This window comes from Sporosarcina cascadiensis, from assembly GCF_009650995.1.
In the GTDB taxonomy this organism is placed as follows: domain Bacteria; phylum Bacillota; class Bacilli; order Bacillales_A; family Planococcaceae; genus Sporosarcina; species Sporosarcina cascadiensis.
This window is the reverse complement of sequence record NZ_WHVV01000001.1, coordinates 134250-146737: the sequence shown is the minus strand read 5'-3', so window position 1 is coordinate 146737 and position 12488 is coordinate 134250. Positions and strand designations below refer to the sequence as shown.

The window sequence follows — 12488 nt, the reverse complement described above, 5'->3', positions numbered from 1 at the left end:
TTACCGGCTTTTTTATTTTGCCTGAAGAAAAGCTATTTCTTTTGATTCGTTAACTACCATCAGGTTTGTTATAATGGAAAGAAAATGAGCGAATAAATGAGGGTTATAGATGTCTGAACACACACCGATGATTAAACAGTATTTACAAATTAAAGAGCAGCACAAGGATGCGTTTTTATTTTTCCGTCTCGGCGACTTTTATGAAATGTTTTTTGAAGATGCGCTGAATGCTTCTTCTATTTTAGAAATCACACTGACGAGCCGGGATTCGGGATCAAAGGACCGAATTCCCATGTGCGGAATACCCTATCATTCTGCTGCGGGTTATATTGAAACATTAATTCAGAAAGGGCATAAAGTAGCGATTTGCGAACAGATGGAAGATCCAAGGTCAGTGAAAGGCATCGTCAAACGGGAAGTGGTGAAAGTTGTCACACCGGGAACCCTTACAGAAGGCAAAACAATTGATACTGAAGCAAATCATTTTATAGGAGCGGTTCATAATATTGCCGACCAGCGTTTTGCACTGGCTTATTTGGATGTTGGAACAGGCGAAGGAAAAGTCGAACTGATTGAAGGCACGGAGCGCTCGCTGCTTGCTGAAATCGAATCACTCGGAATGAAAGAAATAGTCGTGGATCAGCAGCTTCATCTGGCTCTGCATGAAATGTTCGAAAGCCGGGAAATCATGCTTTCTATAGAAGATACAGAGCAGCTTCAAACGATCGGTCAAGATACATATGCACATCTTCCCGCTGAACTTCAGGAAGCATGCAGAAAGCTGCAGGCCTATCTCCTGCGGATGCAAAAAATGGTATTCGGCCATATCCGTCCGTTCGTCTATATTGAAAAAGACGCTAAACTGTCCATTGATGCGAATTCCATGCGAAATCTGGAGCTTGTTCAAACAATCCGTTCCGGCAAAAAAGAAGGCACGCTGTTTTGGGTGCTTGATGAAACCGTCACGGCAATGGGCGCAAGAAAACTGAGAATGTGGATTCATCAGCCGTTGGCGCAGCACCGTGCTATCGAAGACCGGCTGGAAGCAGTCAGCAATTTAGTTGATGAATATTTTCTGCGTGAAGAATTGGTTGAAGAACTGAAGAATGTTTATGATCTCGAGAGGCTTGCCGGGAGAATATCAATGGGTAGCGCGAGTGCCCGTGATTTAGCACAATTAAGAAATTCATTGACACATATACCAAAACTTAAACAAATACTCGATGAATCACAGCGTCCGATGCTACAAAAACTTGCAGAACAGATGGACCCATGTAAAGAAACCTTTCACTTACTGGCTGATGCCATTGCAGAAAATCCGCCGCTGTCCGGCAAAGACGGCGGACTGATCAAAGACGGCTACCATGACAGACTCGATCAGCTTCGCGACGCTTCGCGCAACGGCAAGAACTGGCTGGCGCAGCTTGAACAGAAAGAGCGCCAGGCAACTGGAATTAAAACGTTAAAAATCGGCTACAACCGAATATTCGGCTATTATATTGAAATTACGAAATCCAATATTCATTTGGCAGATCTAAGTCGTTATGAACGGAAACAGACACTGGCGAATGCAGAGCGTTACATCACCGCAGAACTTAAAGAGAAAGAAGAATTGATTTTGAATGCCGAAGCGGACAGCCAGACGCTTGAAACAGAGCTGTTTTCAGCCATTCGTGATCAAGTGAAGAATGATGTGCAGCGCATTCAGCGGCTCGCTTCTGTGATCAGTGAACTGGATGTCTTACTTTCATTTGCTGCGGTGTCAGAAAAAAATCAATATGTCAGACCTGAATTCCATGAAGGTCGTGCACTCCATATTCAAACAGGCAGACATCCTGTCGTTGAAAAGATGATGAATCATTCACTCTATATTCCGAACTCTTGTGAGCTGGCTGAAAACAGCAATATGCTGCTGATTACAGGGCCGAATATGTCGGGTAAAAGCACCTATATGCGCCAAGTCGCTTTAACGGTTGTAATGGCACAGATCGGATGTTTCGTCCCCTGTGAAAAAGCGATGCTGCCGATTACCGATCAAATTTTCACGAGAATCGGTGCAGCCGATGATGTGGCATCCGGCCAAAGTACATTTATGATGGAAATGATGGAGTCCCAGTATGCGCTTGCCCATGCCTCATCACGAAGTCTGCTATTATTCGATGAAATCGGGCGAGGTACGTCTACTTATGACGGCATGGCGCTCGCGCAGGCGATGATGGAGCATATTCATGAAGAAATTCAGGCCAACACGTTATTTTCCACTCATTACCATGAACTGACGAAACTGGAAGATGTTCTTGCACGTCTCATGAACGTTCACGTCGCAGCAAAAGAACAGAATGGCAAAGTGGTATTTCTGCATAAAGTTCTGCCGGGTGCTGCAGATAAAAGTTACGGCATACATGTGGCGGAATTGGCGGGACTGCCGAATGAACTGGTTGGACGAGCCAAAGATCTGCTGTATTGTTTTGAAGAAGAAAGCGCAGGGAAAGATGCGAATTCAGTGTCTGAACAGCTTGCATTATTCGATTCATTCGAAGAACCGGCTGTTTCTCCTGCAAAAATTCGGCTGCTTGAAGAGATTGAAGCGACAGACGTCATGAACATGACACCGATGCAGGCCATGCAGAAGCTGGCAGAATGGAAAACGCAATTAGCTGTAAAATGAAAGGCGGGATCGAATGAATCACATTCACATCATGGAAGACACGTTAGCCAATAAAATTGCAGCGGGTGAAGTGGTGGAACGTCCTGCTTCTATCGTCAAAGAACTCGTGGAAAATGCGATTGACGCAGACAGCACGAAAATTGAAATCACACTGGAAGAGGCGGGCCTGACTTCGATCCGAGTGACAGATAATGGCAAAGGAATGTCGGAAGAAGACGCCCTGCGCTGTTTTGAACGTCATGCAACGAGTAAAATTTCCAATGAACACGATCTGTTCCGTATCCGGACATTAGGATTTCGGGGAGAGGCGCTGGCAAGTATCGCAGCAGTCTCGAAAGTCACATTGTGGACATCTGACGGAGAAGAACAAGGAACAGTCGTTGAAATAGAAGGCGGCAAAGTCATAAAACATGAAGCCGGCGCGCTGCGGAAAGGAACCGATTTTCTCGTGCAGCATCTTTTCTTTAATACTCCTGCCCGTCTGAAATATATGAAGACGATACAGACAGAACTTGGACATACGATCGATCTGCTGAACAGGCTGGCACTGAGCCATCCTGATATAGCATTCACACTGACTCACGATCAGCATCAGCTTTTGCGAACAGCGGGTTCAGGCGATCTGCTAAGAGTCCTGGCCGATATATATGGAGTATCTGTAGCACGCAAAATGATCCCGTTTGAAAAAGAAGATGCAGATTTTAAAGTGAATGGATTCATCACACTGCCTGAAATGACCAGAGCATCTAAAAACTATATTTCCCTTTTGATGAATGGCCGCTGGATCAAAAGCTATCCGGGAACGCAGGCTAGTATCGACGCGATGCACACGTATTTGCCGATCGGCAGGTTTCCGATTGCGGTCGTTAATATAACAGCGGATCCGATCTTGACGGATGTCAACGTGCACCCTGCAAAGCGTCATATAAGAATCAGCAAGGAGCAGGAATTATTTTCGTTGATTAAACAGGCTATACAAGAAGCCGTGCAAGGTGTGTCGATTATTCCGGATGCCGTTAAAAAAGAAAAACCTGTCAGGACAGAGTCTGAACAGCAGACGATCTGGACACCTTCAATCCGGCATCCGCAAGTAGAAGTTCAAGGCCCGGTACAACCGTATCAGTCAACCGTACAGACTCCGGTAAGAGAGCAAGATATGCCCGCTATTCAGCAGGAGCCGGACTTTCCTGAAGTAATATTTGAAGAGCCTGAAGAACAAAAAGTGTCATCTGAACAACAAACAGAAATACCCAGATCCAGCCATTTTCCTGCAATTGTTCCAGTTGGACAGATTCACGGTACGTATATCGTTGCGCAAAATGAGGATGGTTTTTATTTGATTGACCAGCACGCTGCGCAAGAGAGGATAAAATATGAATATTTCAAAACGAAGCTCGGGCAAGTAAGCGCAGAGGAAAGGCAGCAGCTGTTGTTGCCGATGGTCTTTCATTATTCAGCAGATGAACAATTGAAAATTGAAGAATGCAAAGATGCACTAGAGCGGGTGGGAATTTATTTAGAAGCATTCGGGCCTTCCACCTATACGGTAAAAGAATATCCAATATGGTTTCCCGAAGGACAGGCTGCCGCTATCATTGAAGAAATGATTGAGCAGGTCCTGGAGAGCCGGAAAGTAGATGTGGAGAAACTGCGGGAAGAGAGCGCGATCATGATGAGCTGCAAACGGTCAATTAAAGCGAATTATTATTTGACACAAGCAGATATGGAACGCCTGCTTACAGACCTTGGAAACTGTCATAACCCCTATACTTGTCCGCACGGCCGTCCTGTTTTAATTCATTTCACTACGTATGAGTTAGAAAAAATGTTCAAGCGAGTGATGTGAACTATAGAGAGCGGAGTCTGATTACATGAGATGGACGATGAAAAAAACCGTTCATTTACATGCTATAATAAACGCGATTGCAGTAGCGAAGGGAAGTGGAGCACAGTGAATGAAAAATGGATGGAGATGCGTGACGGGACAATCATTTACAGTAAGTGCAAAAAGCCTGAAGGATTGAAAAAAGCCCGGGTTCATCTGGTGCACGGGCTGGCGGAACATTCACGGCGATATGAGCAGTTTATGGATTATTTGGCTTCCAATGGATATGAAGTCGTTGCGCATGATCAAAGAGGACATGGCAAAACAGCTGCAGCCAACTATCATCCATATGGCTATCTGGGAGAAAATGCGACATTTGATCATTTGGTTGACGACGCATTTGAAGTACTTCAAGCTTATCGCGCGGACGGACCCGATCTGCCGATTATCATAATTGGGCACAGCATGGGTTCTTTCGTAGTCAGACGTTTCATTCAGCTGTATGGAAATGCAGTAGATGAAGTTGTTTTATCCGGAACAGGAAGTAATGCGAAACCAGTGGGCTTTGCAGGAAAGCTGCTGTCAGAATATAGAGAGAGCAGGCTGTCTGATCAGGAACCGGATGAATTTCTGAATAACATGATATTCGGCAGTTATTCTAAACTTTTCCCTGAAGAGTCTTCATTCGCCTGGTTGTCGAGGGACAATGAATGCGTGCAGGATTATGTAGAGGATGAAGCATGCGGATTTGTACCCACTGCTCAGCTGTTCCGGGTGCTACTCGAAGGCATGAATTCAATTGAATCACCGGAACTTCTTCAGAACATCCCGCATGATCTGCCTATTTTATTAGTATCGGGTACTGAAGATCCTGTCGGCAACGGAGGAAAAGGTGTTTGGAAAACAGCGAAACAGTTTATCAAGGCCGGGCAGGAGAGTGTGACGGTTCAGCTGTATGAAGGCGGACGTCATGAAATGCTGCAGGAGACAAATCGGCACGAAGTATTCAAGTATATAGTCGGGTGGATGGAACAGCATGAACGGAGTAATTGATGTAATTGCAGTAGCGGGGCCGACTGCATCAGGGAAGACGGCCCTAAGCACGGCATTGGCCAAAGAACTGAACGGTGAAATTATCAACGGTGATGCAATGCAGGTATACAAGGAGCTGGATATAGGCACCGCGAAAATCCAGCCGTCTGAAATGCAGGGAATTCCTCATCATTTCTTTGATGTAAAAGAGCCGACAGAAAGTTTTTCCGTAGCAGAATATCAACAGGTAGTAAGAGGATGGATTGCAGATATTCAGTCGAGAGGGAAACTGCCGGTCATTGTCGGAGGCAGCGGAATGTATATTCAGGCGGTTTTATTTGATTATCGCTTCACAGAGCAGGCAGCTGATCCTGAGGTGCGTGCCAGACTGGAAAATGAATTGGAGGAGTTCGGATCTGCCGTACTGCACAGCAGACTGGCGGAACTGGATCCTAAAAGTGCAGAAATCATCCATCCGAATAATCACAGGCGTTTAATCCGTGCGCTTGAGATTTTGGAAGTGACGGGACAGACGAAGCAAGAACATGAGCAGCAGCAAGGAAATGAACCGATGTACAATGAGCTTATTATCGGACTCGATCTTCCGCGGGAAATGCTGTATGAACGCATCAATCACCGGGTAGACTTGATGGTGGAAGCGGGGCTATTTGCGGAAGTGGAAGAGCTGTGGAATCGCGGAATTCGAAATACGCAGTCAGTCCAGGCAATCGGTTATAAGGAATTGATCTCTTATTTTGACGGTCATCTGACAAAAGAACAGGCGATTGAAGCAGTCAAAAAAAACACCCGTAACTATGCAAAACGGCAGCTGACTTATTTCCGCAATAAACTTCCTGTGGAGTGGGTGGAGGCCGACCAGCCAACGGATGAAATTTTTCGAAAAACATGTGAAATAATAAAGGGTTTTAAGAAGTAAGTGGGGAATAATTCATGTAATAGATATAGGGAGGCAATTGAATGGCACAAGGGAATATGCAGGATACGTTTTTGAATTCTTTACGGAAGAACAACACGTTTGTTACGGTTTTTCTATTGAATGGTTTTCAATTGAAAGGCTTGATCAAGTCCTATGACAATTATACGGTCTTGCTGGAATCAGACGGAAAACAGCAACTCATCTATAAACATGCGATATCAACCTATGCACCGGCAAAACCCGTTATTTTAAAAGATGAACAGTAAAACAGGCTGATGCCTGTTTTTTTATGTTCTTTAGTAGGGCAACCCGGCTCCTTCTGCTAAAATAGATGTTGAACAAAATGAAAAGAGGTACTACCTATGCAAATCGCACCGATCAATGAAGAACTGCTTCAGAAATCTTACGAAGCAGAGCAGAAAATTGCACCTTATGTAAAAAAAGTAGAAGAAATCGCTTTTTATAATCAGCGAAAAGTGCTTCAGGCTTTCAAGCAGAATAAAGTCAGTGACTTTCATCTGTCCGGTTCAACAGGCTACGGCTACGATGACAGCGGCCGTGATACTCTTGAACAGGTCTATGCAGATGTTTTCGGGGCAGAAGACTGTCTTGTCCGAAATCAAATCATTTCAGGCACTCATGCCATTACCATCAGTTTGTTCGGTATACTCCGTCCGGGGGATGAATTGATCTATATCACCGGCAAACCGTACGATACACTGGAATCAATCATTTCAGGAAACGGCAAAGATACTGGTTCACTGGAAGACTACCAAATTTCATATCGGCATATCGATTTGAAAGAAGACGGCAAAGTGGATTATGAGAAAGCTGAAGAAGCGATTTCTTCCAAAACAAAAATAGTCGCAATTCAGCGCTCAAAAGGCTATTCGAGCAATCCATCATTCCGGATACATGAAATTAGAGAAATGATTCAAGAGATACGCAAAATAAAAGAAGATGTCGTCATCTTCGTGGACAATTGCTATGGTGAATTTGTGGAGCTGCAGGAACCGACGGAAGCAGGCGCCGATTTGATGGCTGGTTCACTTATTAAAAATCCGGGCGGCGGCTTAGTGAGAACCGGCGGATATATAGCAGGAAAAAAAGAACTGGTAGAAAAATGTGCGTACCGAATGACTTCTCCGGGACTTGGCGCAGAAGCCGGAGCATCACTGGATACATTACTCGAAATGTATCAGGGCTTTTTCCTGGCACCCCATGTGGTGAGCCAGGCAGTCAAAGGCGCATTGTTTACTGCTGCTTTCTTTGAACAGTTTGGAATGGACACGACACCGCACTACAGCGTGCAGCGCACAGATCTCATCCAATCGGTAAACTTTTCAACACCGGAACAGATGATCACATTCTGCCGGATGATACAGGACAATTCTCCAATAAATGCCCACTATGCGCCTGAACCATCTTATATGCCGGGCTATTCGGATGACGTCATTATGGCCGCCGGCACGTTTATCCAGGGTTCCAGCATCGAGCTGACAGCTGACGGCCCCATCAGATCGCCTTATACCGCTTATATACAGGGCGGACTGACATATGAACATGTCAAAGCTGCTGTGCTGGCATCTACTGAGCAGCTTTTGGAACAAAAACTGATATAAAACAAAAAGTGTATCAAAAACCATAATGGTTTTCGATACACTTTTTTTAATGAATCATCCGATAAACTCCGACAACTTTCCCGAGTATCGATACTTGGTCAACGATAATCGGTTCCATAGACGAGTTTTCAGGCTGCAGACGGAAATAGTCCTTCTCTTTAAAGAAACGTTTCACCGTTGCTTCATCTTCCTCAGTCATAGCTACTACAATTTCGCCGTTCATAGCGGAATGAGTCTGTCTGACAATCACACGGTCGCCATTCAAGATGCCTGCTTCAATCATACTCTCTCCAACAATCTCAAGCATGAAGATTTCATCATCTGAAGAGCCGAAACTGTCCGGCAGCGGAAAGTACTCTTCTATATTTTCAATAGCAGTTATCGGAGCACCTGCAGTAACTTTACCAATCAATGGAACATGCATGACCCCGCCTTTTAATTCTTCAAGGCCTTCGGGATCTAATATTTCTATCGCACGGGGCTTCGTCGGGTCCCGCCGGATAAATCCTTTGTTCTCCAGACGTGACAAGTGGCCGTGCACAGTAGAGCTGGATGCAAGACCGACTGCTTCTCCGATTTCCCTTACGGATGGCGGATATCCTTTTAAACGGACTTCATCTTTAATGAAAGCAAGTATTTCTTCCTGTCTTTTAGAAATTTTCTTCAATTCATTCACCTCTTCAATTGGTTTGCCGGTAAATCGAAATATCCAACAAGTATTTTGAATATAGTATAACATGCGTTCGGCTAGTAATCAAACAAAGGTTCGAATTTTGCTTGACAGCCAATCGTATGTTCTCTTATAATTAAGAACAAGCATTCCGAACATGCATTCTAAAAATAGAGTAATAGGAGGATTCAGCATGAGATTCTTTAAAGAAAATTATTTTTTTATTGTACTTATAGTAGTTATTCTATCCGTGGCGGCCTACCAATTGGACAAGTTGTCATCAGATGAAGGGTATATGGAAATAGTTATTGACGATGGTGACACATTATGGGATCTGGCAGCGAATTATGCAGACGCCAAGACGCCTCCTCACCATTGGATTGAACAAGTAAAATCCTTGAATGAGCTGAAGAGTGACCAGATCAAATCCGGTGACTTGCTGCGTCTGCCTGTTAAGATGGACAGACAGCCCGATCACAGGCTGGCTGAAATGGGAGAGGGAGCAAATGAATAACAAGAAATGTGTGATATATTGCCGTGTGAGTACAGAAAAAGAAACGCAGGAACAGTCTCTGGTGAGGCAGCAGGAAGAACTGGAGCAATTAGCGGTGGAACTTTCCTATGAATGTGCCGGTATTTTTACTGATCGGCAAAGCGGTTATGAAATGGACCGGGACGGACTGCTTGCTCTGCTCGATCAGCTGCAGAATGAAAAAATCGATGCATTGCTTGTACAGGACGAAACCCGTCTTGGACGCGGCAACGCTAGAGTGGCTATTTTGCACGTTATAGCTAAATCGCAGACCACCGTGATATCCAATCATTCAAACGGGACGATAGAACTCAATGAAATGGATACGATGCTGCTTGAAATTCTGGCAATCGTTGAAGAATATCAGCGTAAACTGCATAATGCAAAAATTCGAAGAGGCATGAAGCGGGCAGTCCAAAAAGGTTATGACCCATCAAAAAACTTACATAATATTGATAAAGGTCCCGGCAGAGAACGATTAGTTATCCCAATAGAAGAAATTATTTCGTTGCGCGATAAGGGGCTGACTTTTGAAGAAATAGCATCTGTATTGAACGGACTTGGCCACTCAGTCAGCAAAGCTACTGTTCATAGAAGATATAAAGAGTTTATAGAGAAGGAACACTAATCTGTTGCACTTTTCCTCCAGGTTGTTTACATTTTAATAAACAAGAAATTTTGGAGGTTCTTAAAGATGCTATCAGAAAAGAAAATTAGTCGAATCAATGAGCTTGCTAATAAGTCGAAAACGACAGGTCTGTCAATTGAAGAAGCAAAGGAACAGACACAGCTTCGAAAAGAATATTTAGAAACATTTCGTTCAAGCATGCGGGAAACAATTGAATCTGTCAAAGTGATCGATGCAGAAGGTAATGATGTGACGCCAGAAAAGGTCAAAAAAGCACAGGCCGGTCATAAACCGTTAAATTAAGTATTGACAGCTGATTAATATTGTAATTGGTTAAGGAATTGACTACACTAGAGAAGGAATACTCACAAACATAATCAGAAGAGACAGTACGGAAAGGATGTACAGAATGACCGAAAAAATCGATCAACTGGCAATAACAACAATCCGAACGCTATCAATCGATGCGATCGAAAAAGCGAACTCCGGACACCCGGGTCTTCCTATGGGTGCAGCACCAATGGCATACACCTTATGGACAAAGTACTTACACCATAATCCGTCAAATCCCCAATGGTTTAACCGCGACCGTTTTGTTCTTTCGGCAGGCCACGGTTCGATGCTGCTCTACAGCCTGCTTCATTTAAGCGGGTATGGTTTGACAATCGACGATATTAAGAATTTTAGACAGTGGGATTCAAAAACACCAGGTCATCCGGAGTACAAGCACACAGCAGGTGTAGAAGCTACGACAGGACCTCTTGGACAAGGAATTGGTATGGCTGTAGGTATGGCAATGGCTGAGAAACATTTAGCCGCAACATACAATAAACCTGGTTTTGACATCGTTGATCATTACACATATGCCCTTTGCGGTGATGGAGATCTGATGGAAGGTGTGGCAGCTGAGGCAATTTCACTAGCTGGCCACTTGCAGCTGGACAAATTAATCATACTTTATGATAGTAATGATATTTCATTGGACGGCGACTTAGGCATGTCATTCTCTGAAAATATCAAAAAACGTTTCGAATCATACGGCTGGAATTATCTTCGTGTAGACGACGGCAATGACATCAATTCGGTTTCCGGCGCGATTGAAGAAGCAAAAGGAAACACCGGCGGTCCTACGATCATAGAAGTAAAAACAGTCATCGGATATGGCTCGCCAAATAAATCAGGTAAATCTGACGTTCACGGCGCCCCGCTTGGTGAAGATGAACTAGCGTTGACAAAAGATTACTACAAGTGGACATTTGAGGAAGATTTCCATGTTCCGGATGAAGTATATGACCGTTTTAAAGAAACATCCGAAGAACTAGGCGTGAAATCGGAAAATCAGTGGAACGAACTGTTCAGTCAATATGAAAATGAACATAAGGAATTGGCAGCACAATTGAAAACGGCTATTGCTGGCGAACTGCCTTCTGACTTGAAAGAAGGCATGCCTGTCTATGAGGCAGGTGCTTCAGTTGCGACTCGTTCGGCTTCCGGAGATTCCATTAATGCGCTGGCTTCTGTATTGCCTTCTTTGTTCGGCGGAAGTGCCGATCTTGCGGGTTCGAATAAAACTTCTATTAAAAATGCTGGAGATTTCTCTTCTGAAAATTATGAAGGACGAAATATTTGGTTCGGCGTTCGTGAATTTGCCATGGGTACAGCATTGAACGGAATGGCTTTACACGGTGGAGTTACTGTCTTTGGCGGTACATTCTTTGTGTTCAGTGACTATGTAAGACCTGCAATTCGCCTGTCTGCCCTGATGGGTCTGCCTGTCACATATGTTTTTACTCACGACAGCGTGGCAGTCGGAGAAGACGGTCCTACACATGAACCGGTTGAACAGCTGGCTTCATTGCGTGCGATGCCCGGCTTAACTATTATTCGTCCGGCAGACGGCAATGAGACATCTGCCGCTTGGTATACAGCCGTAACGTCTAAAAACACTCCAACGGTTCTGGTACTCTCCAGACAAAACCTGAAAGTACTTCCGAAGTCAAAAGAATTGGCAATGGAATCTGTACAAAAAGGGGCATATGTCGTGTCTCCTGCTTCTAAAGAAATTGCTGATGGTATTTTGATTGCGAGTGGATCTGAAGTCAGTTTGGCAGCAGAAGCACAACAGGCTCTAAAAGAACAAAACATCGATGTTAGTGTAGTTTCTATGCCTTCTTGGGATCTATTTGAAAAACAAGATCAGGCATATAAAGATTCAGTTCTCCCGAAATCAGTGAAGAAACGTTTGGCAATTGAAATGGGCGCTTCCCTCGGATGGCATAAATATGCCGGCGATGAAGGGTCAGTTATGGCAATCGATACGTTCGGCGCAAGTGCACCCGGCGATCTTGTCATTGAAAAATACGGTTTCACTGTAGAGAACGTAGTGAAGCAATTTAAAAAACTTCAAAATCAGTAATCAACCTATAAAACACATCCCTTCGTTTCTTGCGGAAGGATGTGTTTTTTATATTTCAGATGAGATGGGCTTCGCAACTTTCCGACAATAATAGTGAGGAAGTTTTCCGCCATCTGACAAGAATTTAGTGAGACAAGCTCTATGATAGTAATCAGGAG

The 12488-nt window shown here is 44.2% G+C and carries 11 protein-coding genes; 10 read left to right on the top strand and 1 reads right to left on the bottom strand.

The features are described 5' to 3' along the window. Nucleotides 1-109 precede the first annotated feature (109 nt). The 6 genes from mutS to GDZ68_RS00715 all read left to right on the top strand — a co-directional run bounded on the left by mutS (nt 110) and on the right by GDZ68_RS00715 (nt 8084). Nucleotides 110-2668: a DNA mismatch repair protein MutS gene (gene mutS, locus GDZ68_RS00740; RefSeq protein WP_153720362.1), complete on the top strand. Its 2559-nt coding sequence runs from the start codon at nt 110-112 to the stop codon at nt 2666-2668. Between the two features lie 13 nt (nt 2669-2681). Beyond that, the gene (gene mutL, locus GDZ68_RS00735; protein ID WP_153720361.1) at nt 2682-4514 is read left to right on the top strand and encodes a DNA mismatch repair endonuclease MutL; all 1833 of its coding nucleotides are present in this window, start codon (nt 2682-2684) and stop codon (nt 4512-4514) included. 105 nt (nt 4515-4619) lie between these two features. Next, nucleotides 4620-5546 (top strand): alpha/beta hydrolase, encoded by a 927-nt coding sequence (locus tag GDZ68_RS00730; protein WP_194841007.1) that lies wholly within the window; start codon nt 4620-4622, stop codon nt 5544-5546. Continuing rightward, complete coding sequence (gene miaA, locus GDZ68_RS00725) at nt 5530-6462, top strand: tRNA (adenosine(37)-N6)-dimethylallyltransferase MiaA (protein WP_153720359.1); 933 nt, start codon at nt 5530-5532, stop codon at nt 6460-6462. Before GDZ68_RS00730 ends, miaA begins: the two co-directional genes overlap by 17 nt. 41 nt (nt 6463-6503) lie before the next feature. Beyond that, nucleotides 6504-6728, top strand: a complete 225-nt coding sequence (gene hfq / locus GDZ68_RS00720; protein ID WP_153720358.1) for an RNA chaperone Hfq — start codon at nt 6504-6506, stop codon at nt 6726-6728. Nucleotides 6729-6824: 96 nt separating this feature from the next. Beyond that, on the top strand, nt 6825-8084 hold the full coding sequence (locus tag GDZ68_RS00715) for a methionine gamma-lyase family protein (RefSeq protein ID WP_153720357.1): 1260 nt from the start codon (nt 6825-6827) through the stop codon (nt 8082-8084). Between the two features lie 46 nt (nt 8085-8130). On the opposite strand, the gene lexA is transcribed toward GDZ68_RS00715, so the two are convergent. Continuing rightward, nucleotides 8131-8751 carry a transcriptional repressor LexA gene (gene lexA, locus GDZ68_RS00710; protein ID WP_153720356.1) on the bottom strand — a complete coding sequence of 207 codons (621 nt, stop codon included), beginning with the start codon at nt 8749-8751 and terminating at the stop codon, nt 8131-8133. 196 nt (nt 8752-8947) lie between these two features. On the opposite strand from lexA, the gene yneA reads away from it, so the two are divergent. The 4 genes from yneA (at nt 8948) to tkt (ending at nt 12330) form a co-directional block, all read left to right on the top strand. Beyond that, complete coding sequence (yneA, locus tag GDZ68_RS00705) at nt 8948-9268, top strand: cell division suppressor protein YneA (RefSeq protein ID WP_194841006.1); 321 nt, start codon at nt 8948-8950, stop codon at nt 9266-9268. Then, nucleotides 9261-9914: a YneB family resolvase-like protein gene (locus tag GDZ68_RS00700; protein ID WP_153720354.1), complete on the top strand. Its 654-nt coding sequence runs from the start codon at nt 9261-9263 to the stop codon at nt 9912-9914. Before yneA ends, GDZ68_RS00700 begins: the two co-directional genes overlap by 8 nt. Before the next feature lie 66 nt (nt 9915-9980). Then, nucleotides 9981-10217 (top strand): DUF896 domain-containing protein, encoded by a 237-nt coding sequence (locus tag GDZ68_RS00695; RefSeq protein WP_153720353.1) that lies wholly within the window; start codon nt 9981-9983, stop codon nt 10215-10217. A 106-nt stretch (nt 10218-10323) separates the two neighbouring features. Then, nucleotides 10324-12330, top strand: coding sequence for a transketolase (gene tkt / locus GDZ68_RS00690; protein ID WP_153720352.1), 2007 nt, complete (start codon nt 10324-10326; stop codon nt 12328-12330). The last annotated feature ends 158 nt before the right edge of the window (nt 12331-12488 follow it).

Excerpts from the sequence above, each read along its gene's own strand:
- mutS (WP_153720362.1), top strand. The coding sequence starts at position 110 with ATGTCTGAACACACACCGATGATTAAACAGTATTTACAAATTAAAGAG.
- mutL (WP_153720361.1), top strand. The coding sequence starts at position 2,682 with ATGAATCACATTCACATCATGGAAGACACGTTAGCCAATAAAATTGCA.
- miaA (WP_153720359.1), top strand. The coding sequence starts at position 5,530 with ATGAACGGAGTAATTGATGTAATTGCAGTAGCGGGGCCGACTGCATCA.
- hfq (WP_153720358.1), top strand. The coding sequence starts at position 6,504 with ATGGCACAAGGGAATATGCAGGATACGTTTTTGAATTCTTTACGGAAG.
- GDZ68_RS00715 (WP_153720357.1), top strand. The coding sequence starts at position 6,825 with ATGCAAATCGCACCGATCAATGAAGAACTGCTTCAGAAATCTTACGAA.
- yneA (WP_194841006.1), top strand. The coding sequence starts at position 8,948 with ATGAGATTCTTTAAAGAAAATTATTTTTTTATTGTACTTATAGTAGTT.
- GDZ68_RS00700 (WP_153720354.1), top strand. The coding sequence starts at position 9,261 with ATGAATAACAAGAAATGTGTGATATATTGCCGTGTGAGTACAGAAAAA.
- GDZ68_RS00695 (WP_153720353.1), top strand. The coding sequence starts at position 9,981 with ATGCTATCAGAAAAGAAAATTAGTCGAATCAATGAGCTTGCTAATAAG.
- tkt (WP_153720352.1), top strand. The coding sequence starts at position 10,324 with ATGACCGAAAAAATCGATCAACTGGCAATAACAACAATCCGAACGCTA.